General features: G+C 50.3%; 14 protein-coding genes. All 14 read right to left on the bottom strand.

Features of this window, described 5'->3' with window-relative positions:
- Positions 1-23: 23 nt before the first annotated feature.
- The 14 genes from P9H32_RS15455 to P9H32_RS15390 all read right to left on the bottom strand — a co-directional run bounded on the left by P9H32_RS15455 (position 24) and on the right by P9H32_RS15390 (position 22,576).
- Positions 24-1,331, bottom strand: a complete 1,308-nt coding sequence (locus P9H32_RS15455; protein WP_322609817.1) for a glycoside hydrolase family protein — start codon at positions 1,329-1,331, stop codon at positions 24-26.
- A gap of 199 nt (positions 1,332-1,530) precedes the next feature.
- Positions 1,531-3,567 (bottom strand): glycoside hydrolase family 97 protein, encoded by a 2,037-nt coding sequence (locus P9H32_RS15450; protein ID WP_322609816.1) that lies wholly within the window; start codon positions 3,565-3,567, stop codon positions 1,531-1,533.
- The gene (locus tag P9H32_RS15445; protein ID WP_322609815.1) at positions 3,564-4,994 is read right to left on the bottom strand and encodes a sulfatase; all 1,431 of its coding nucleotides are present in this window, start codon (positions 4,992-4,994) and stop codon (positions 3,564-3,566) included. Before P9H32_RS15445 ends, P9H32_RS15450 begins: the two co-directional genes overlap by 4 nt.
- Positions 4,995-5,001: 7 nt before the next feature.
- The gene (locus P9H32_RS15440) at positions 5,002-6,963 is read right to left on the bottom strand and encodes a glycoside hydrolase family 97 protein (RefSeq protein WP_322609814.1); all 1,962 of its coding nucleotides are present in this window, start codon (positions 6,961-6,963) and stop codon (positions 5,002-5,004) included.
- Positions 6,964-6,970: 7 nt separating this feature from the next.
- Positions 6,971-8,389: a sulfatase gene (locus P9H32_RS15435; RefSeq protein ID WP_322609813.1), complete on the bottom strand. Its 1,419-nt coding sequence runs from the start codon at positions 8,387-8,389 to the stop codon at positions 6,971-6,973.
- Positions 8,389-10,026 carry a sulfatase family protein gene (locus P9H32_RS15430; protein WP_322609812.1) on the bottom strand — a complete coding sequence of 546 codons (1,638 nt, stop codon included), beginning with the start codon at positions 10,024-10,026 and terminating at the stop codon, positions 8,389-8,391. The genes P9H32_RS15435 and P9H32_RS15430 overlap by 1 nt, the downstream gene beginning before the upstream one ends.
- The gene (locus P9H32_RS15425) at positions 10,027-11,724 is read right to left on the bottom strand and encodes a CARDB domain-containing protein (RefSeq protein ID WP_322609811.1); all 1,698 of its coding nucleotides are present in this window, start codon (positions 11,722-11,724) and stop codon (positions 10,027-10,029) included.
- A gap of 55 nt (positions 11,725-11,779) precedes the next feature.
- Positions 11,780-13,327: a carboxypeptidase-like regulatory domain-containing protein gene (locus tag P9H32_RS15420; RefSeq protein WP_322609810.1), complete on the bottom strand. Its 1,548-nt coding sequence runs from the start codon at positions 13,325-13,327 to the stop codon at positions 11,780-11,782.
- 59 nt (positions 13,328-13,386) lie between these two features.
- A complete protein-coding gene (locus P9H32_RS15415; protein WP_322609809.1) occupies positions 13,387-14,748 on the bottom strand; it encodes a sulfatase in 1,362 nt (453 codons plus the stop codon).
- Between the two features lie 75 nt (positions 14,749-14,823).
- Positions 14,824-15,189 carry a hypothetical protein gene (locus P9H32_RS15410; RefSeq protein ID WP_322609808.1) on the bottom strand — a complete coding sequence of 122 codons (366 nt, stop codon included), beginning with the start codon at positions 15,187-15,189 and terminating at the stop codon, positions 14,824-14,826.
- Positions 15,190-15,720: 531 nt separating this feature from the next.
- Positions 15,721-16,680, bottom strand: coding sequence for a ThuA domain-containing protein (locus P9H32_RS15405; protein ID WP_322609807.1), 960 nt, complete (start codon positions 16,678-16,680; stop codon positions 15,721-15,723).
- Positions 16,681-16,698: 18 nt separating this feature from the next.
- Positions 16,699-18,723: a hypothetical protein gene (locus P9H32_RS15400; RefSeq protein ID WP_322609806.1), complete on the bottom strand. Its 2,025-nt coding sequence runs from the start codon at positions 18,721-18,723 to the stop codon at positions 16,699-16,701.
- Between the two features lie 14 nt (positions 18,724-18,737).
- Positions 18,738-20,090 carry a Gfo/Idh/MocA family oxidoreductase gene (locus tag P9H32_RS15395; RefSeq protein ID WP_322609805.1) on the bottom strand — a complete coding sequence of 451 codons (1,353 nt, stop codon included), beginning with the start codon at positions 20,088-20,090 and terminating at the stop codon, positions 18,738-18,740.
- A gap of 467 nt (positions 20,091-20,557) precedes the next feature.
- Positions 20,558-22,576 (bottom strand): serine/threonine-protein kinase, encoded by a 2,019-nt coding sequence (locus P9H32_RS15390; RefSeq protein WP_322609804.1) that lies wholly within the window; start codon positions 22,574-22,576, stop codon positions 20,558-20,560.
- Position 22,577 lies beyond the last annotated feature (1 nt).

Genomic DNA, 22,577 nt, shown 5'->3' with positions numbered 1-22,577 from the left:
TGTTCGCCTCGCTGTAAAATCGATTAATCACCTTTCACAGGACGACGCGTTTCTCTGGTACCGTATTTGGATTTCCAGTTTTTGAAGGTGACGGCCCACTTGCCCTCACGGGCATCTTCCGGAAATAAAATTTTCTTATCTTTGTTGTAGGTAAAACCTTCTGCAGTTATGAGGGAAAGGGTCACGTCATATTGATCCTCTGACGCGTCATAAACCGGGGCGATGGATGGGCCGCTCATAAACTTGTTGTCATACCAGAGGCGCAGATCCTTGAAGTACGCTTCAGGGATGAGCTGCATCGACGCATTCTTCAGCTGCGCATTCATACCGAACACCGCATGAATATTTTTAATGGAACTGCCCTTTGAAAAAATGCCGGGCTTTGCATTGGGGTTCAATTTTAAAGCATTTGCTTTCACCCCGCCCTGTCCGAGCTGGACGGCATACGTACAGCCGATGGCCTTCACATTTTCAATAGTAACTTTTCCATTCATGGCACTGTGCGGACCCATCATCACGGCACAGCGGCCATTCTCACAAACAATGTTTCGCGCGGTTATATTGAAAACGCCCGTATGTAAAAAGCCAGCTCCCGTTTCAAGCCGCAACGCAACGCCTCCATCGGCATAAAGGTTTTCAAAATGCACATTCTGAGCCCCATGCAACTGAACCAGACCATAGCCCGGACTCCCGTTAAAAATCCGGCAATTACGGATCGTTCCATCCGTGGCCCGCGACACGTCCCAGTTTTCAGCATCGGGATCCCGCGAAGAGGTCGGACTCAAAGTCAGCCCGCAATACACCGTGTAATTATCTCTCACATCGAGGTCAGCAATCAGGAAGTTCCGAACCATTCTGCAAATTACCGCCCGGGCCCCTTCTCCCTTACGCGGGAATCGATCGGAATAGTCGACAGTCCAACGCCCGCCCAATCCGCGAATACTGACGTTTTCAATAAACGCATCCGGTGCTGCACCTGATTCCGGGTGAAGGGTAAAAACGCAGATCTTATCCCCTACCGGCCAGTCGGGCTTAATCACCGCACCTTTTTCAATCAGCAGATGGACATTGGATTTCAGATGGATGTTCCGAAAGGAGTACGTCCCTTTCGGAATAATCAGCCGCCCGCCGCCGGCATCCGCCATATCATCAATCGCGTGCTGGACCTTTTCGCTTTGATCGTTTTCAGCATGGTCATCAACGAGGTTGTAATCTTTCCCCAGATTTTTCTCCAGGCCTTCAGCGGCCATGGTTTCTGTATAGTTGGCCTGAGCCAACAAAGGAAAAACAAACAGGAGAATTGCTATAGCATGCAGTTTTATTTTCATCATTTAGTTCCAATCAGTTAAGTTCTCGCAGGTGTAAAATCTGACCGTTCCCGAAGAAACGATCATGAACATCATTCGGTTATTGTCACGGGCCGGCGCGTTTCGTTCATGCCGAATCTGGACTTCCAGTCTTTGAAAGTAACGGGCCATTCATCCCCCTTCCGCTTATTATTTTTCCGACAGAACAACAGCCTCCCCGGGTTTATTTGACCGGTCTGATCCAGAGGTTGTGCCCTCCCCCGGGCGCGATTTTCACACGAATGACATCGTCTTTTCTGACGATCTTTTTTCGGATCGTGTACAGCTCACGCGTCGTCTTCACCGGAACCAACTCCCGTTTCGCGGCCAGAGCAGCCTTCTTGTTTTCCATACCCGCATAATGGTAGTCCGCGCCTTCGCCATCCTCATACAGGGTTGCGTCGTAGCTTACGCCCTCTTCCAAGAAATCAAGCGTCAGATCAAATGACCTACCGTTTTCGTCCGCCAAAGAAGAGATGAACCAGGCTGATCCATTGCGGCGGGCCATGGTAATCAGGTGCCCGATTTCAGCATGAAGAACCCGGGTCTCATCATATGTCATCGGCAGCTCCGCTATGAATTCGAAGAGGTCCAGTTTACGCCTGTAGGCATCCGGATGATCCGGAAGGGTCAGCAAACCGGATGGGTAGATCAAACACTGAGCAAGCTGCGAGGCAACTGTGGTCGGAAGCTGACGGTGGCACTTTTTACGGGAAATGTAGTCATCAAGATCAAACATGCCGCAGCTCCGGTCTACCGGTCCGGCCAGATTATGAACAAACGGAAAGGTACAGAGTGTCGTGGGAGTGGCGGAAGGTCTGACCCCCGAATCGAGCATACTGTTGACGAACTCGCGAGAGAGGTAGTGCGGATAGGTTCTGCGCATACCCGTCGGCTTATTCGGTTCATGCAGAACATACATGATTTTGTATTCTGCACACTTCTTCATGACCTTGTCCGCGAACTCAACATGACGTTGCGTGTCACCGCTCAGAAAGCCCTGTTTGATACCCACTACCCCCCATTTTTTATAGAGCGAAAGCGTTTGATCCAGATCAAAATATTCAAGTGCACGACTGTTTACATACAACCACAAACCAATGTCCTTGCTTGTTGCATAGGCGCATATTTTCGGAATATCAACCTGCGGCAGATAGGTTTTGGGGTCCGATTTTTTATTCCGTTCAGGACCATACCATCCGGCATCTACCATGACATACTCAACATGATTTTCACTGGCGAAATCAATGTACCGGATATAGCTCTCCGTAGTCATCGCATACTCAAAACCATCATCAGCGATTGCTCCGTGATTGCGCCAATCCCACATCGTTTTCCCCGGCTTGATCCACGAGGTATCCTTTAAAGCGCAAGGTTCATTCAAATTCAGACACATCGAGGATTCGATCAGCCCTGCGGCGGAATCAGTTATGGTAACCGTGCGCCATGCACTCATGGCCGGAGTCGACTGCGTACTTCTTCCCATAAATTTAAGTGAATGCGCTTTATGGTCCAGACTCACATAGCTATCGCCCGCTTTTTCAAGCGCCGCTTCGTGCAGGGAGATATAGCGGTCGTCAGACAATTTAACCGTAAACGGGGTCATTGAATTTTTTGTACGGCCGGCACCACGTACATTTTTATCGCCTTTCTTCGTTTTTTTCTTCGACGGGGGCGGCAGCACCAAGTTGTTGACATCAACGGGGTCGGACACCAGAACTGACGACAACGGATGCCAGGCAATTGGAGCATCTGAAATAAACGCAACCGTGGATTTTTCTTCGGCAAACGTGACGGTATCCAAGCCAACCTGCTTCGGGAAAATATAGCGGAAAGCAATCCCGTCATTGAATGCACGGAAAATGATCTGCATTTTTTTAGGCACAGCCTGATCGTCTTCTACATTCAGAATCAGTTCATTATAGTGATCACGGTATGTTTTGTTCTCACCCCAGACGGTATCCCACGGGGGGTCATGACTCCCCCTCACTGAGTTGACGACGGTTAACTTTCCGGAAAACGATCCGTCGATCAGCGAAAGCCCCAAAGGGGATTCCGCAATAATATTGCCTTTTTTAAAATCAACCGAGTAACAGATTTTTCCTGATTTATTTGTGGTTTTCAGCACAATATTTTTATCCGGCGAAGTGACCTCCTCTCCGGCACAAACGAAACAGCAGGCCATGATGAAAATGAATGTTGTTCGTTCTAATAATTTCATTTTTCACCTCCAAGCTTCCGAATCGCTTCGGCTTCCTGCTCAGCATTATATGCTCGGTTCAGCTGGGTGGGCACCGGTGCCTTCATGGCTTTACGCCATGCCGATAAAAGACTGCGCAGCTCTGCCGCTTTTTCCGGATATTGACTCGCTACATTTTGACGTTCGCCGGTGTCCGCTTCCAGATCATATAGTTCAATACGTCCGTCCTCGAAATATTCATGCAACTTCCATTTTCCCTGGCGCAATGTGGAACCCGGCCGAGTGCGGAACAGCACATCGTGTGCTTCATTTTCGGGGCCGCCCTGCAGATAAATCGGGAAGTGCCAGAAAAGCGTTCGTTCCGGAAATGTGCCCGTACCGGTCAGCAATGGAATCAGACTGCAGCCGTCGAGCACTTTATTTGCCGGAACCGGTGCCATAGCGGCCTCAAGAAAGGTTGGAAAAAAGTCGACCCCAATGACCGGTGTTTTACAGATGGAGTTCGGAGGAACCTTTCCGGGCCAACGAATCACCAACGGCACTCGGACTCCGCCCTCAAAGTACGAGCCTTTAAAAGAACGATACGGTGCCTGCGAGGTGCATTGGGAAATACCTCCGTTATCCGAACAAAAGAGAACCAGCGTTTTTTCGCGCAGCCCAAGCGCATCCAGTTCCGCTAAAATTTTTCCAATTCCCTGATCCATCTTTTCAACCATGGATGCATAAACGGCATGAATGGGTTTGCTTTTATATTTTTCAACCAGCTCGGGAATTTCTTCCAGTGGAGTATGAACGGAATAAAAGGCCATGTGCATAAAGAACGGTTGATCGCCGGTTTCGCGCATGAATCGGATGGCCTGATCCGCGTAAATATCCACCCGATGTGTTCCTGCAGGATATCGGTTTGAAAAAGCTTTCATCTCACCTCTTTTAAACGATGAATAGTAGCCGCCGGTCGGATGCCCCTGCGTTCCGCCGCCGATATTGACATCGAACCCGTTTTTCAACGGGTCCTTGCTGACATGCCATTTACCCAAATGAATGGTCCGGTATCCGGCCGCCTGCAATGCATCGGCCAACGTCGCATTACCGGGAGCGAGCACCGTCGTATTTTTGATTGGCACCAGCTTGCGGTGCTGTGCCTTGCCTCGCTCTGAGCTGTTGACGGTATAGACACCATGACGCGGGCCGTATTGTCCGCTCAACACCCAGGCCCGGCTCGGCGCACAGTTTGCCGCCGGGGCATACGCTTCCGAAAAAAGCATTCCCTCTTTCCGCAACTGATCGATGTTCGGCGTATGGTAGAGTTGCGCGTTAAACCCCACATCCATCACCCCAAGATCATCAGCATTGATATAGATGATGTTCGGTTGAACTTTTCCGGCTTGCGCAAAACTAAGAACGGTCGCGAAAACAATCAGGAGCACTGCTTTGATGTATTTTTTCATTGCCCGATTACTCTCCTGTTGGTTTGCAAGCCGGCGCGGGGCGGATCCACATGCAATGCCCACCGCCTGGTGCCATCTTGGCCGCAACCGTATCGCTACGGGTCACTTCGCCCATACGCACCTGATAACTTTCGCGGTTGGTAACGAAATGAGTATCCGGCGCATCTTCATAATACGTGACCGTGTAGGTGACCTCCTTTTCCAGAAAGTCCAACGGAATTTCCAGCGTGCCGCCATTTTCATCGATCACACTGCCGACGAACCACTCATCGCCGGAACGGCGGGCAGTGGTAATATATTCCGCCATACTGCTGTTAATAATGAGCGAATCATCCCACGTCGCCGGCATCTTCTGCAAAAACTCAAACAGGTCGGCTTTCTTTTCATACTCTTCCGGCGCATCCGGAAGAAAAGTAAGACCGCCGAAACTCACAAGAACTCGCGCAGCTTCAGAAGCAACCGTTGAATTAAAACTCTCTAATTCTTCGGGAGCGTATTTCCGGTTTCCTCGGTTCACGCCGTTGAGACCGAAAATACCATTCGCCTGATCCAGCGGACCGGAGAGCGCATTCAGGAAGGCCATTTTAAGAAAACTGCTCGGAGAAAATGCACGTTTACAATCCTGCTGGGCATGACAATATTCTCGCGTAATGGCATTGGGCAACGTGCGTTCAATCCCGGTCATCGCGCAGGGATCATCATGATAATTCACCAGCAACTGATTTGCCGCCGCACGGCGGGTGGCATCGCGCGTGAAATAGGCTTTGTTTTTCATGAAACCGTATTTTATTCCGGTCGCTCCTAAGCCGCGGTAATAAGGGAACACCCGATCATCATTCAGAATCTTTGCCTTTCGGCGATCATAGTAAAGCTGTACATCGACCCCTTTTTCGGCCGCATAAGCCATAACGGCATCTATATCCAAATCGGCTGGCGGAATGATTTTTCCCGGCGTTGCTTTGGTAATCCATTTGGCGTCGGCCAGAAAATATTCAATGTCGTACTTCGCCGCAAAATCGATGAAGCGTTTATAGCTTTCCGTATTCACCCCATAGGTAAATCCATCAGCTTCATAACCGAGAACGCGCCAATCCCAGAGGCATTTACCGGGCTTGATCCACGAGGTATCATCCAATTCGCATGGGGCGGCCAAATTGAGCGGCATTTGGGAAACGACCAGATCACCAACCTGCTCACCCACGAGAATAACGCGCCAAGGTGTGATGACTTCTTCTCCAGCATACTTAATCTCATGTTTGGCGATCTTTTTAGAGCCGGTATACAACTCGCTTGAAGAGGCACGCATGGTGGACGGATCCACCAAAAGAGAGCTGGCCTCAAAACGTTCCGCGCTATACAGGTCTGATTCCAGGATTCCAATAAACCGGTCATCGTCCGTTTCAATGACCGTCGGCATAACCGCCCGCGATCCGGCTTTGGCTTGATCCAGCATAAAGGGCCCGGCTGCTTCATGGGCGCCCGTTCTTGGGGCCCAATACTCCGCTTTCGGCAACGGATTATATTCCGTGATATATTCAATATCCGCACCATTTTTTCCGGCCTGTTCCGGTACCACAAAACGAAAGGCAACCCCGTCATTATAGGCGCGGCAAAGCAGTTCATACTGAAGATCTCCCGCGTGCATTTTGAGGCGCAGCTGCCTGCAATGATCCTTCATCAAACTGTGCTGACCCCAAATCGGTTTCCAGATTTGGTCCATCGCCTCGATTTCCGAAGCATCGATACTCAACGAGGATTCGGGAAACAGAGAAATTTCTGAATCACGGAGAACGGTTCGGCCTTTCCAGGACAGGGAATACGAAAGCTGCGATTCATGATCAGTCAGCGAGAGTTGTATCCGACCGTCAGGCGATTGAACCCGGTATTTCGTCTCGGCGGCCTGCGCTGCCGTGCAAAGCATCAACACCCCGAGCAGAGTATACTGAATATTTTTTATGAGTTGCCGCATAAACATCTTATTTCCTTTTTACTTTCCGGAAGGGTTTAGAGGGATCGTAGGTCGGGTCCGGGCCGGGAATGACGGCATGCATTTCAACCAGCCATTGTTCCAGCACAGCTTCCAATTCTGCGGCCTTTTCCGGCATGGTGTTTACGAGGTTGTTCGTTTCCCCGATGTCGTCTTTCAGATTATAAAGTTCACGCTTCCCATCCTCATAATGGCGGATGAATTTATAGTCACCGACTCGCGTGGCACTGCACGGGGTTTCTCCAGAACCGTGGTAGTGCGGAAAGTGCCAGTAAAGCGCTGCGTGCCCCTCAAACGGTTTATTTTCAAAAATCGGTTTGAGCGACCGTCCGTCTTTATGAGCGGCCGGTTGCAGCGGAAGTCCGGCCATATCCAGCAGCGTTGGAAACAGATCATTGGAACTCACAATGGCGGCCGACTCTGCACCGGCCTCGACCATTCCCGGTTTTCGAATGATGAGCGGCACACGAATACCACCCTCGTGGTATAAACCTTTACCCCCGCTCAGCGGGTAACATGACGTCAGCTCTTCGACGCCTCCGTTGTCGGAAAAGAAGACAACGATCGTGTCCTCGTCCAATCCCAGTGATTTCAGCGCCTCCAGCACTCGGCCGACATTTTCATCCATACTGTGAACCATCGCCGCATATTTTGGATTTTTCCAAGGATCGGAAGGATGCTTCGCCAGTTTCTTTTCATAATACCTTACCAGCTCCTTCTTCGGCTGAATCGGCGTATGTACCGTGTAGAACGAAAGCATCAGGAAGAACGGAATGTTCCGATCTTTGGAATACTGCCCAAGCAGTTCGATGCACTCATCGCCCAAACGATCCGTCAAATAATGGTCATTCGGTTTGGCACTTATTTTCGGATTTTTGAACGGCGCAAAATATCCGCCCGGCGGAGACCCTTTGTGATAACCGCCGATGTTTACCTCATATCCCTGCTCTTCCGGGAAGCCGGTTTTTTGTCCCTTGTCATTCAAGTGCCACTTGCCCACAAAGGCCGTTCGGTAACCATGACCTTTGAAAGCATCCGCAACGGTTACCGCCTCAACCGGCAGCATCCGTTCAGTGAATACTTCTTTAACCGGCGTATTCGGCATACGCGCCCCGGGAATCCAGTCGGTAATCCCGAACCGAACGGGATACTGTCCGGTCTGAATACTTGCCCGTGTTGGCGAACAGACTGCACACGCGGCATAGGCATCCGTAAAACGGATACCTTCACGGGCCAACCGGTCGACGTTCGGCGTTTCGTGCAGCGTGTTTCCATAACAACCGATATCTGAATAGCCGAGGTCATCGACCAGAAAAAAGAGAACGTTTGGTTGATCCGTTGCCGATGCATCATGAATTCCAACGGCCAGAGCCAACAAAACAATGCTATGAAATAAACGGTTCCGCATTACTCCCGCTCCTTTCGGTAACGATGAGAGATTTCAATGGCACGGGCGCGTTCCTCAGACCCGTAGTCCCAGAAGTCATTGATCACTTTGTTAAAGGGAAATTTCGGATCATCCTCACCCAGTTCAGCCCGGCGTGTCCGGAGCTGTTCTTTCAACGTTTCAATGACGCCGGCGTATTCCGGATTGTCGTAGACATTGTTGTCTTCGGTCGGATCACTTTTCAGATCGTACAGCTCCCAGCCCGGCGGGGTCTGCGGCTGATCGGCATCCATGGGCGCTCCGTAAAACAGAATCAATTTATACCGTTTGGTGCGGATGGCAATGTGGCCCGGATTATCGTGCGAGGCCATATGCATCCAGTAATGATAATAGGCCGACTGTTTAGAATCTGCCGATTCCTTACCGGTTTCGAGAACTCCCTTAAAGCTCCGGCCCTGCATGTAGTCCGGCGTATTGACTCCGGCGAAATCAAGCAGTGTGGGGGCGTAGTCGATGTTTTCAACCATCGCATCCGAGCGGCCGACCTTCACGCTTTTCGGGTAGCGCACAATGAACGGCATGCGCATCGATTCTTCATAGGCCCAACGCTTATCAATATAGTCATGTTCGCCCAGGTAGAACCCCTGATCGCCGGTATAGATGATGATGGTATTGTCGTAGAGGCCTTCGGCTTTGAGATAATCAATAACCCGTTTAAGGTTATCATCCACGCCTTTAACACAACGCAGATAGGCCTTCAGATAGATCTGATACGTGTCGCCCATGATTTGCTCGTCGCTGCGGGACTGATCCAATGTTTTGGCCCATGCCCCGTGCCCCTCGGCCTGAGAATAATTCCTCCTCGTATTGCGGCGACCGACCGAGGTGCCGATATACGATACCAACTCGTCCTTGTAACCGCGGGTTGCAATGGAGCCGTTATTTTTGCGGTCACGCATATTTTCCGGCTCCGGAATGGTAACGTCTGCCAGATATTTTTCATACCGAGGTGCGTACTCGAAATAGTCGTGCGGCGCCTTGAAATGCAGGCTGAGATAAAAGGGTTTCTTCGGATCTCGCTTTTCTTTGAACCAGTCCAGCGCCGAGTCCGCAATACAATCCGACGAATGCCCCGTCATCATGACCGAATCTTCATAGACCTTTTTCCGATACTTATTCACGCCGGTCGCGCCGGTCTCATAAAAGATCGGATCAAAATAACGCCCCTGCCCCGGCAACACCTTGTAGTAATCAAACGCCGCCGGTTTGGCATGCAGATGCCATTTACCGATCACCGCGGTCTGATAACCCGCTTTTTTCAGTTCAAGCGCGAGATACTGACGGTCTGCCGGAAGCTCGTCCTGCAGCGTCGGGCAACCGTTCACCGCGGAACTCTGACCGGTCATAATGCAGGCCCGGCTCGGCGTGCAGATTGCATTCTGGCAGAACGCATTTTCCATGACCATGCCTTCTGCGGCGATCGAATCAATCGTCGGCGTCGGGTTGAGCGCGGCCAGCCGACCGCCATAGGCCCCAATTGCCTGCGACGTATGGTCGTCGGACATGACAAACAGTATATTGGGTTTTGTATCCGCCAAACATGCCGATGCGGCACACAGTACAATGCACAGAATTGATACGACTATTTTCCTGATCACCTATTTCCTCTCCTTCTTGCTGACGGCCTGTGATGGGATTGAAATTGTTCGCTTCAGAGTTTCGATCTGCTGGTTTCCACTATCCGTGCGGACCATTACTTCCTGTTGTCCCCGCTGAATTTGAGTGGCCCCCGTGTTCATGCGGACGATCGTTTTTTCAAACGGTTTCAACGGCGGCACGACGGCGGCCCCTACCCTCACGCCTTCCACCAGAATTTCCACCCGTCCATTCTCGGAGACCACCTGCCCGAAGTTCTGAACTTCGACGGAGAGGTTATACCCTTCCTGCGTCTTGGTAAATTCCGGCATCCGGGCGGAGAGAATCGGCTGGATGTATGCAATACCCGGCAAGCGGCTCCAGCCGAACAACAGTTTGCCCTCTTTGGTTTTGCCCAGCAGTTTCCCCGCGAAATTTTCATCGGTAAATCCGTTGCCCCTCCCTTCAAAAACCAAAATCAGATCCTCGCCGTCTTTCTCCGTTTTAATCAGCTTGCTGCCGCGCCCGAAGTTGACCTCATCCGAAGCGCCGAAGCGAAGGGATTCCATATCCATATCGTTGTGCGGGTTGAAGCCGTCTTCCGCTTTTATTTTAAGACGGATGATTGGGGTTGAAGCCGAAATTTTTTCTGCATTAAGCACTTCAATCCGCCGACCGCGGGTGAGCGGAATCACGATCAGTTTTGAACTGTGATTATCGTTCCCCATATCTCCATGCTTATCGTAGTCAATCACCGCAAAATTTGCAGCATGGGCCCGACCGTATTCATCCTGCACCACGCGAATGCGTTCGTATTTAAACCACTCTTCCTTTCCCCCCGTTTCGTGGACGGCAACCCCCGGCTGATATGCTTCGCCGGGCTCCACCTTCCAGCGTATGCCGTCCGGCGAACGCAAATACCAGGCAATGCGGCCGTACCAGTCGTTTACAATCAGGTGATACTGCACATCGGTTTTCCATATGACCGGATCCTCATAACGTCCCTCCACAGGAGGATATACCGGTGCCGGCGTAACGAGAGAATAGGGAGAAATTCCATCCTGACTGAACCAGACATAGCCGTGACGATTCACCATCGCAAAACTTCCATCTTCACGCTGAGCAAAGGTATTGTTATGCAGGAAATTCGGACTTATTTTTTTAAGGCGACCGCGCGTGTCATATGTCAGTTCCGATGAGACCCATGGTCCTTCCGGTTGGTCTGCAAAGTAGGCTCCTTCGGTATGATAAAGCACATATTTTCCGGAGCGGGTCTGATACCAGGTCGGATTATGACCCGGACCGATTTCCTCCTGCGCCGTAAACGGTCCGAACGGAGAGTCGGAAACGGCGCGAACGATGATGGACTCGTGATAGGCAAAATGCCCTTTCGGATCATTCTCCGGCCAGCGGCAGACCATCAGCTGATACTGCCCACCACGCTTCAACGTATTTCCACCCCAATAGGACCAGTCCGCATGTTCAAGTCCATTGTTTATATCACGCGGGACCACCTCCCCCCAGGTATCCGAAGTCATGCCGCCCAAATCCGGCATCGGCTCAAACCGATCCATAAAGCGACCGCCATACACCAGGTTTTTCCATTCTGCAGGACGCTCCCGTTCCACAGCCTGACCTTTTATTTTCTTTGCCGCCCAACCTTCCTGAGAAATGCAGGCAATCAAACCGATCAGGGCTGCCTGGGAAATTCGTTTATTCATAAATTGATATCCTTTTTTTTCAGCATGCAGCTGAGTTATTCTTCCGTCTCATGATTCATTGGTTATTGAGAACAAAGTTCAACTGACTGATGTTCTTTTTTTTAAGGTCCAGTTTTCGGGTTTCAGATATCCCGTCCTTTGCGGCATAGACTGAACGGCAACCGGGAATCAGCCCCGATAACCGGTAATGACCATCAGCATCGGTGTATGTAAAATGCGTTTCCCCGCTCTGGATCCGAACATTGGAAAGACCACTCCCGTTCGCATCCGTTACGCGCCCGGAAACAGAAAAGGTGCCGGGCTTTCCGGAAACAACTTCGGCCAGCCATTTGCGCAACCGCAATACAGAAGGACGGTTTTCCAGAAACATGGTGTCGGTGTGCGCACCGATACCCGATTCACCAAAAATAACCGGAACATCGAGTTGTTTGAACATAGCGCGCAATTTTTCATGATGCCCATTATCGGTATGAAATGTGGCTCGCCCTTTAATGCGCGGTCCGCGCTCGTTCAAAGCGCTTTCGTATGCGGCACCGCCATACCCATCGCCGTCATAGTGTTGGCAGGGATGAAATGCCAGCCATACATCGGCAATGCGATCGTGGTTTCTTCCAATAAATCCAACCGCCACCGCGCCGCGCGAAAACCCGGTCAAAATTACAGCCGAATGATCGCCGCCATAGTTTTCACAGAGATGGTTGACCAGCTCAATCGCATACTCAATGGTCGCATCCACATTGCCCCAACCATTAAGCGCCAGCGTATTATTCTTCGGATTAACAAACGGAGCATTCACCCAGATATATCCTTTACCTTCCGACATGCCGAACCCCATTCGCGATCCTTCCGGACGTCCGGTTGAATGGCACGGACCGGACAACCAGCGATTGCCCGAATATTCGATAATAATCGGGTAGCGTTTACCCGGCTCCCAGTCCGTTGGCAGATAGAGGGTGTGGTAAAGCGCGGTCCCTTTGTACTGAGGAAGCTGGTCCTTTACCCGGAGGCCTGCCGCCGGCACACCATCCACCATAGCGGGAAGCTGGAGACGATGATATCCCACCGGCTTTTTGAGTGTTGAATCCCCTTCCCGACGAAAAACAGGCCCCATTTCCAAACGGCAGCCTTTCGGGGGCTTTTTCAGCGATACCCGGAGATATTCGATGGAGCGGGTATCCACCTTGTTCACCAGTCCGCCTTTCCAGCGTTGCTGAAGGTTGATAACGCACTCGCCCTGTTCGCCCGGCTCAAGAAACAGAGAGGAAACCGGTGCGTCCCATCCAACTGCTCCGACGGCCCAGAACTCTACCTCGAACGCGGCTTCTCCGGTATTTTTGAAGGAAGCACTAACCTGATCAAAGTTTGACAAATCCCAGCTCCCCTCCGGTGCATGAATCATGACGGTGGGAAATAAATTCTTTTTCTGCTCCATTTCAAGATGCAACAATGCTCCTTTTCCCGGCAGCATTTTCACATTCAATCCTTCAGCCGTCAGTTGCTTTTCTGACAGTTGTGAAATCCAAGCGCTACCGCCATCCGGTGCTGCAATTACGATGTTAGCCATCAGCAGCCCGCCCGTTATACTCTTTATCCATCGATTCATTTTTTATATTTCGTCCTTTTCCGGATCAAAATTCCCTCGAAAGTTCGTTGGGGATCATCTTATCTGACCTCCTGAATTCGATCTGCGATCCGCTTCTTCATTTTTTCAACCGTTGTTTTGTATTCAGGATTCATGGCCTGATTGGAGAACTCGCCCGGATCTTTATTCAGATCATACAGTTCCATGTTTTCAGCGCCTTCCCCCCATTGCGTGAAGCGCCAGTCTTTTGTTCGCAGCGATGCGCCGTCATAGACCGAAAAAGTCAGCACCGCATCTTTAGCCCATTGCGGATCATCCGGGTTCATCAACAGCGGAACCAGACTGGTTCCCTGCAGAACCGAGGGAATGTCGAACCCGGCAAGTTCAGCCAAGGTCGGGTAGAGATCGACCAATTCGGTAAACTGTTCCGTCTGGGCTCCGTGTGCATCGCGAAGCCACGGCACACTGATGATGGAAGGAACACGCGTGGTTTCCTCGAACAAATGTTTTTTCTGCCACTTATGATGCTCGCCTAAATGGAACCCGTGATCGCTGGTAAAGACAACAATCGTGTTATCCGTCAGATTCAGGGCATCCAACTCATCCATGAGGCGTCCGACCTGAGCATCCATATAAGAGACGGCGGCATAATAGGCGCGCAGAATCTCTTTATGGCCTTCCGTGGTAACGCCATAAACTGCGGTGCTGTCATTTCTGCGGATCTTCATGGGCAGATCGTCGAGATCATCCGCGGGAACCTCCGGCAGATGCATCGCGTCGGGATCGTAGAGATCAAAATATTTTTTCGGAGCAACAAACGGTACGTGCGGACGAACCATGCCGACCGCCAGAAAGAAGGGCTCATCTTTGCGCGCTCTCATCACTTCAATTGCTTTTTCGGCCGCCATGCCATCAACCTGCGAAAGGTCCGAGCCCTCCGCCTCAATGGCGCGTAATTGCTGGCTGCCTTTTTTCTTCGGCGAAAAGTTCGTATTTTTTCCCGGCGAACCCAGTTCCAGCGATTTGATATCGAACGCTTGGTTCCAGGAGGCCGGGTCGTCATGCCGCGTTTTTCCGCTCATGATTTCTTTCGGAATTTCCATATGATAAACCTTGCTGACCCGAACCGCATGATAGCCCTGTTGCATAAACAGTTGCGGCATAGTCAAAACATCGGGATTCGCTTTCCGTAAATTCACTTTGTTATCCATCACCATCGATTTTACCGGATATAAGCCAGTCATGAACGATGCACGAGAAGGACCGCAAAATGGAAATTGACAGTGCATCTGCCCGAATCGAACCCCGCGTTCAGCCAGTCGATCCAGATTCGGTGTTTTACAATCCGGATGCCCGAATCCGCTCAATGCGGTATTCAAATCGTCAGAAAGAATTAAGAGCACGTTCGGTTGTTTCGGCCACTCGGTTGCCTGAGTTCCCATACACATTCCAACGGCAAGTAATCCCAAATATGACCTCATAAAAAATTTATACATGAGTGAACCTATTCTTAACGGTCAGGGTGTCGTGACATAGAACTTAAAGAACAACTCCTCTTCCTCTAAATTCTGCAATTGATATTCAATGTATTCGAAAGCGGGGTCTCCGGACGGAAGATTCGTCATGCCGGACCACGAGCGGATCCATGTACCGGTCACAAGATTATCTGTCCACTCAGCAGTATAGAGAATCCCTGAGTTGGTATGCGTCAGTTTCCTGTGGGCGAAGTGCACCACCCCGTCTGTTCCAAATCTTAATTTTGGGTTTTCCGCCAGGATTTGTGAATTTGCTGCATCCCCGAATAAAGCATATTCATACAGATCAGACTGACCGTCTCCATCGAAATCAGTGGTTTCAATTCCGCGAAGGCCTTTACTGTCCATATATTCAGCCCATCCGGTCCGCGGCACTGTCACGACCAGTTCCATAGTTTACATTAGCGACGGTTCCACTCCAGTTCATCGGAGGCAAGGTCACCGGTACCGGCGAAACTCGTATTCATGTTTGTGGTTTGTACTCCTGCAACCGCAACCATGTCCCATGGCTACCCAAACAGGTATAATTTTTCCCCTTCCGTACATATTCCATATCCTCATTCGTTATGCAGCTTATCCCCGTCGCGATCCTTACCGCGAATTCAAAGCCGACATATACAGATTCCCAGCCGAATCAAAATTTGGGACAGCACTGAACGAAAAATAAAGAAGTGAAATATTGATACTTCCGGCGGGTTTCCGAACAACCCATGGTCATCAGCGGAAACCTTTTTCAGAAAAAAAATATGACACAAACTCAGAAATTTAAGCAAAGTCTGTTCGGCACACACGGGATTCCCGCCCGCGCATACTCAGCAAACTCACGTTCGGCAATGAAAAAGCTGAAGTCTGAATGCAACTCTGAAATAGCCGATTGGACTAATCCGTCGTCAGTTTAAATGCACGCTGGGAGATTTTTCCAATCCCTGGAAAATCTGGAGGAATTTCTGTTTGAGTCACAGTCCCGGTCGCCGCCCATTCCACCCCCCGTTTGAAGGTGGTAATGAAGCCGACGCATTCAAACCCTTTGGTGTCGTGACCCAGCGTGGTATGAAAAATCCGGCCTTCGTGATATTCAATCACCATCAACATCGGTTCCTCACGGTGGGTCAAGGTACTTTCGGCAGTTCCTAAAATCGTCAGATTTTCAGCGGGACCCCGCATATAGGCATAGCATTCGTCATAGGCATGCATCCATTTTTCAGGAAGGCCTTTAGTAATGGGATGCTCTTGATTGTAGGTGTTCACGATAAAATCGGAACGCTTCCCGTGTTTACCGCAAATGCCCGGTGAATGATCGCGTACCACTTCACCTAATTTATTCACATAAATATACGGCCCAGCAGTTTCATCGCGCCCGGCCCATCCGCCAACACCGATCATTTGGTTATAGGCCTTCCACTCCGGAAAACAGTTATCTGCAGCATGCACCGAAACGAAGCCCCCTCCTTCACGCATATAGGCTTCAAAGGCGGTCTGCGTCTCCTTCGGCCACGGAGCCGCCCGATACCCGAAGTTGGAAATCACCACATCATATTTTTTAAAATCAGGCTTAAAATCCGGATCGGTTTTAGCGCCTTTGGTTTCCGCGCCTTCTGCAACCCCAGCCAGCGGTAGCCATTCGGCTTCCACCGTACTGTTCAGCAGAAATTTTGTGCGGGCAATGTCCACCTCAAACAGGCCGGTTTCTTCCAAATACTGCCTCATCATGATGGTCGATTTCGGCCAGACCTTGTGATTATTCTGACCATCGATGATCAGCGCCTTTAACGGAACGGCCCCTCCAAACATTGGAAAACAAAGAACGGCCATCAGCACCATTATTCGGTTCTGCTTCATTGGATCCCCTGCATTTTTCTACCGCTCATTTCGCGTTACATCGCGGACATTCGTCAGCATATTATCCGGCGACTCAAATGAAAAAGCGTCAATATAGGCGTTTGTTTTCCCCCGGAACTTTTTGCCGACTTTGAATTCGAGCGTATGTGTCCCTTCGGGCAATAATCTGGTCTGATACAACTTACTCATCGGACCGCCCCATCTTAAAATGATGGTTTCAATAAACCGGCCGTCGAGATACACATCAAATGTGCCCCCTTTTCCACTGTCCAGTGTTCCGTACGCCCGCGCCTTGGAACCGGTGAATGTGAATTTGACCGAGTCTCCGGTATGGGAGCTCGTACGTTCATGGTTCATGTAATATCTCGAATTCGGTTTGGATACAGACCAGTTTCCGGAAAATTCAACCGAACTGTCGGTATCGTCCACCATCCGCCAGAATCCTTCACAGGTTTTCTGCCCAACAATCTTTATGGAATATTCGCAGTTGTTCGCATTCGGATGATCAATATCCATAGACAGTCGATAATTTTCGTAGGGTTTCAGAGCAGGAACCTCAAATCGCTTAAGCTCTTTCCAGCCCGCTTCGCTGTGCTCCATCAGTATCGCCTGTGCCGGCGCAGAGTCGGACAGTCCGCTGTTTTCAATCTGACCTTCCAGGGATTGGAATTCCGCATTTACCTTTACCGGCAGAGCAACCAATGATGCGGCCATCGGAGATTTTTCCGGCAGCAATGCATAACCAATGACCAGATCGCCGCCTTTTGTCTGCCCCAGCAGTTTAAAATCAAAGTCGAAACGATTAAGCCCGTGCGTTCCCTCAAAATAAACAACCAGATCCTTCCCTGCGGGTTTAGAACCGACCGCTTTGCAGCCCCCGCCATAATTGACCAGCGAGTCTGACCCGAAACGCAGCGATGCCAATTCCAGATCCTGTTGAGGATCAAATCCCTCTTCCGCTTCGATTTTCACCGCAATTCTTTCTGCATCTTCCGTAATCGGAGCTTCGCCCACAATGGAGATCAGCTTCTCCACCACAAGCGGCTGAATCATATTCTTGGAACTGTGGATATCTCCGCCCACGTCCTCAAACTTATCAATATCAATCAATGCCAGCGAAAGATGGGTGGCCCGACCCAAAGCATCCTGAATCACCTTGGCCCGTTCAAACTTGTGCCACTCGTTTTTTGTACCATCGGTGTAGTACGTGGAAGAGGTGTCGTAGGGCAGGCCTTCTTCATTTTTCCAGTGGATTCCGTCCAGAGAACGCATATACCCGCTCTGGCGATCCATCGCACAATTGTAGATGCAGTGATACTGATGCCGGCTTCGCCAGACTACCGGATCTTCTCCATAGCCGCTGAGACGGTGATAGTTATCCGTCGAAACCATATTGTACGGTCCGAGAATTCCATTGTTACTGATGGCGATATCGCCCCGCTTTCTCATCAGGAGAATGCTGCCGTCCGGCCGGAATTCGGTGGTCAGATTCGAACCTTTATACATCTTGGGCCGAAACCCCCGTCCATTGATCTTTATCTTTCCAATCCGCGTCCATGGTCCGGGCATCCGATCCGAAGTATAGACCTCGGCTGACGCAGTATGCAGTGCAAAAGAGCCGTCCGGCATTCTCATCACTTCCGGATTATGTGCTTTCTTGATGATGGTTTTCGTGACCACATAAGGCCCGATCGGGTTATCGGAAACGCAATGAGCGACCTCCGACTTCGGCCACCCCCAATGCCCGGCACTCTCCAGCCAGCGGCAGACGGCAAGATGGTATTTCCCATCATTGCCTTTGATAGGATTCCCTCCCCAATAGCACCACTGATTATCTTCAATCCCGTTGTCCTTGTCCCGAGGCAAAACGTTATCGCATCCCCAAAGTCCCTCCGATTCCAAACCATCGATAATCGGAGCCGGAAGAATCAAGTCCTTGAATTGTCCTCCACGAACGAACAGCTCATCCGCATATCCGTTCGTCGCCGACGTTGAAATACAGACTGAAGCCACAACAATGCCTAACGATATTTTACTCATCATCAAATCATTTTCCTTTAACGTTTCCACAGGTCGGAACCGTATTCCCACCCCTTGCGAACCGGCTCTTTCACGTACGCATTTAATTCCGGCCGATTCGTCACCCGCATAGTTTCTGAGTCCCATTCAATCCGCCCGCCAAAACGTTGAGCCAACACACCGATCAGCGCAACTTCCGTCAGCGGTCCCGCATAGTCAAAGTTCGATCCCGGCTCCGGACCGTCACCTTTGATGGCACGCATCAATTCCGCATGCGGACCACCCTTGACCCGCGGATATTTTTCTTCGATTTTCACATTCTTCTTAAATTCAACAAAAGCCTCTCGCGAAGCCAACCGCGGACCATTGGAACGAATATCAGTATAAGCACATTGTTTGTCTCCAAACCAATAGCAGCCGCCATCAAATTCACCCATATCCCAATCATCCGGACGTTTGATGGGGGTCCCTCCATTCAGCAGCCCGTCATACCAATACATGGAACAAGGTGCTTTATTTCCACGCGCCGGAAAATAAAAACGAATGATGGAGTAATCAGGAATCATGCCTTCCAAGGCCGGACCACGCTCTACGCATTCAACAACAGTCGGAGCATAAAGATCGAGCGTCCAAACCGGGCCATCACCGGTGTGGCAGAAAAAGTCGCCGAATTGCCCGGTTCCATAATCGAAGAATCCGCGCCAGGTCGCCGGATGAAAAACGCGGTTGTAATCGGTGTACTTTGCCGGACCGATCCAGCTTTCCCAATTCACACCAGCAGGAACCGGCTGTCCGGGCACCGGAAAAGAGGTGGGTTGTGCAAAAAAACGGCTCTTCCAGTCCGGACCACGGTGCCCCAGATGAATTTCACGTATCTGGCCAAACACATCGGCTTCGTACCATTCCCGCATCTGTCGAATACCACTGCTGGTGTGACCCTGATTGCCCATATTGGTCAGAACACCATACTTGTTTTTGGCTTTCTTCAGCGTCCGCGCCTGCCAGATATTGTGCGTCAGCGGCTTCTGGGTGCAGACATGCATACCGCGCTGCATAGCATCGATCGTAGCCACGAAATGGGTATGGTCGGGCGTATTGATACAGACCGCATCAATCTCCTTGCCCATCTTATCGTACATAACCCGGAAATCTGAAAAGGTCGGCGTTCCAGCATACTCTTTAGGAAACTGTCGGCTATCGATATCACAAAGGGCCACAATATTTTCATCCTGGCACCCGCTATAGGCCACCCGGGCAATTCCCCCGGCTCCGACCATAGCCACATTCACCTTGCTGTTGGCCGAAGGCCCCGGCTTGCCAATGGAAAACAGCGGTATTGCCGCCGAAGCCGCCGCACTGGTTTTAACAAATGAACGTCGTGTGTTTTTCATGGTACTCTCCAATCTCTATTTAAAATTCATGTAGTCTCGCAGTGAATCCAGGTTCAGAATTATTCATAAAACGGTCAGCAGCTGATCCTGCTTAACCCCCTTCGCAATCCGGCCGCACCAACCACCGAGGCTCCTTTTCTACGATTCGTCCCGGCGGTCCATCCGCTCAACTCCGCCACAGATGATGCGGGTTTCAATATCGAAATGCGGCGCACGATTAAAGGAAACGACCGACCTAAAAAAACGGCGGACCAATAACCCTGCCCATTCTTTATTTTTAAACGCATTTCTCATTTTGGATGTGCTTAGCATGGGGTTCTAATTGCTCAAAAATGTTCATTCTTTGTTCAGTAAAACGAACATTCCACAGATCCTTCCAGAGCTGATTAAGCCCCACCCTTTTACTATACTTAGAAGCTGAGAAGAAAACCGGGACAACCGATTGCTGTAAAACGTAAGGCAATCCATCAGGGATCGATCTCGATGATTTCAAACCCCGCTGCCGCCTTGATGTTTTTCCGTAATTTTTCCAGATCAACCAGGCCTCGCGAAATGTAAAGTGTCTGAAGATAAGGGAGTTCTGCTTTATACTCCATGATCAGATTACGGCACGCCCTTACATCAAGCGTTTCAATCGAAAGGCCCGACAACTCATAAAGTTTAACATCACAATTTGCAGCAATTGTTAAGTGCCGAATTGGAATGTATCGAAGCAGGCAGGGGCCGTGGCGCCAATCTTTATAACAAAAGCTAAGTTGTCCTCGATCGGAGTGAATCTCCATCGAGTCAGTTGCTCCCTCATATTCAAAGGAAAAGTGCTTTAAACCCCCGTTGTAAAACGCAACCAACGCTTCCACTTCCCGATACAATTCAGAATGATTTTTCACAATAGTCGCATTGTAGGTGAACGAAGTATGAATCAGTTTACCCAGCTTACTCCCAATCGTTTCTGCTTTAACCAGCATCGCAATGAGCTGTTCGGGTGTAGGTCGATTTTCCTCACCAAAGTTATAGTCAGGAAATGCTCTTGCGAGTGCGAGAAAATCACTTCTTGTTTGATATTGCTCGTCCCGCAAAGCGGCTTTGTAGTCCATTTTTCTCAGGTTATTTTGAAATCGCTCTCGATGCGCAGCAATAGAGTCAGGATCCAGCTCCAAGGCCATATCAATCAATTTTTCCATCTGCGCGACCGTTACCACCGTTCTTTTATCGATCCCGCTTCTCTTTACCCGAACGGCCGCCTCCACTAACTGCTCGGCCAGTACCTCTTTCGACTGTTGAGTGACTTTAATCATGTCATCGTAATGGCTCGACAATGCAGCGACTTCGGACAGCAGATCATGCGCACGTTCGCGCTGCTCATCGGTCGCTTGCTGCAGTCGGTTTAAGCGATGAATGTACGAACCGGAAAGTATTGTCAGAATAAACAGTGCCGTCGTCGCGATCGCAACCGGAATGCGGTTACGACCGATATATAATGCTATTTTTTTTAATATGGGCGGATGTTCCGCCCGTGTTGAAAATCCACTCAGATAACTGTGTATTTCCCGGCTCAACTCGACCACCGAAGAATACCGTTGAGCGGGATCTTTCTCCGTGGCTTTCAACACTACAGCCTCGAGGCTTGCGGGTATTCTTCGTAATGGATACCGCTTTCGCATCGAAGGAACCTTCGAAAGAACCGTCTGCTTTAATATCTTTTCTTTTGAACCGCTGAACGGCGGTTCACCGCAGAGTATCGCATGAAGTATGCAGCCCAGTGCATAGACATCCGTACGTTCATCCGTTTCCCGGTCTGGCACCGCCTGTTCAGGAGCCATGTAGCCGGGACTTCCTTTAATCAATCCCATCTGCGTAACAAGTTCCAATGTATTTGCTGCAAAGGCCTCTTCTTCTGGAATTTCATCAACACGATCCCCTCTGCGGCCGAGCCCCCAATCGCAGATCACAACTTCACCAAATCGGTTGCACTGAATATTTTCCGGTTTCAGATCCAAATGCACCACACCTTCAGAGTGGGCATAGGCCATCGCATCACAGACTTTCAGGTAAATCTCCAGCAGGACAGATCGGGACGGCGGCCGATCTGAGCGGATCAGATTTCCCAGATGCATATCCCCTTTCAGGGCCATGGTAAAATAAGGACGGTCATCTTCATCCATCCCAATATCATAGACCTTAATGATATTCGGATGGGTTAAGGATCCAACCAGCCGCGCTTCCTGAATAAATAAATCGTAGTACTGAAGTCCTCGGTCCGCCCGCAATCGGGCAAGGGCAATCCAACGCATCAGCTTACGGTCATAAGCCCGATATACCTCCTTCAGACCGCCCTGCCCCAACAGTTCTTCATCGCAATACCGCGGCTCATCTGAATTCATATGGGCGAATTCAGGACAGACCATCTCCAGCACATCTTCAGCGTGCTCTTCGGCCGCGTCGTAGATGCCTGCCAAACGGCGGTCCGGCTTATATTGATCATCCATT

This window comes from Pontiella agarivorans, from assembly GCF_034531395.1.
GTDB lineage: Bacteria > Verrucomicrobiota > Kiritimatiellia > Kiritimatiellales > Pontiellaceae > Pontiella > Pontiella agarivorans.
This window is presented reverse-complemented; position numbering and strand designations above follow the sequence as displayed.

Excerpts from the sequence above, each read along its gene's own strand:
- P9H32_RS15455 (WP_322609817.1), bottom strand. The coding sequence starts at position 1,331 with ATGATGAAAATAAAACTGCATGCTATAGCAATTCTCCTGTTTGTTTTT.
- P9H32_RS15450 (WP_322609816.1), bottom strand. The coding sequence starts at position 3,567 with ATGAAATTATTAGAACGAACAACATTCATTTTCATCATGGCCTGCTGT.
- P9H32_RS15445 (WP_322609815.1), bottom strand. The coding sequence starts at position 4,994 with ATGAAAAAATACATCAAAGCAGTGCTCCTGATTGTTTTCGCGACCGTT.
- P9H32_RS15440 (WP_322609814.1), bottom strand. The coding sequence starts at position 6,963 with ATGCGGCAACTCATAAAAAATATTCAGTATACTCTGCTCGGGGTGTTG.
- P9H32_RS15435 (WP_322609813.1), bottom strand. The coding sequence starts at position 8,389 with ATGCGGAACCGTTTATTTCATAGCATTGTTTTGTTGGCTCTGGCCGTT.
- P9H32_RS15425 (WP_322609811.1), bottom strand. The coding sequence starts at position 11,724 with ATGAATAAACGAATTTCCCAGGCAGCCCTGATCGGTTTGATTGCCTGC.
- P9H32_RS15420 (WP_322609810.1), bottom strand. The coding sequence starts at position 13,327 with ATGAATCGATGGATAAAGAGTATAACGGGCGGGCTGCTGATGGCTAAC.
- P9H32_RS15415 (WP_322609809.1), bottom strand. The coding sequence starts at position 14,748 with ATGGGAACTCAGGCAACCGAGTGGCCGAAACAACCGAACGTGCTCTTA.
- P9H32_RS15410 (WP_322609808.1), bottom strand. The coding sequence starts at position 15,189 with ATGGACAGTAAAGGCCTTCGCGGAATTGAAACCACTGATTTCGATGGA.
- P9H32_RS15405 (WP_322609807.1), bottom strand. The coding sequence starts at position 16,680 with ATGAAGCAGAACCGAATAATGGTGCTGATGGCCGTTCTTTGTTTTCCA.
- P9H32_RS15400 (WP_322609806.1), bottom strand. The coding sequence starts at position 18,723 with ATGATGAGTAAAATATCGTTAGGCATTGTTGTGGCTTCAGTCTGTATT.
- P9H32_RS15395 (WP_322609805.1), bottom strand. The coding sequence starts at position 20,090 with ATGAAAAACACACGACGTTCATTTGTTAAAACCAGTGCGGCGGCTTCG.
- P9H32_RS15390 (WP_322609804.1), bottom strand. The coding sequence starts at position 22,576 with ATGGATGATCAATATAAGCCGGACCGCCGTTTGGCAGGCATCTACGAC.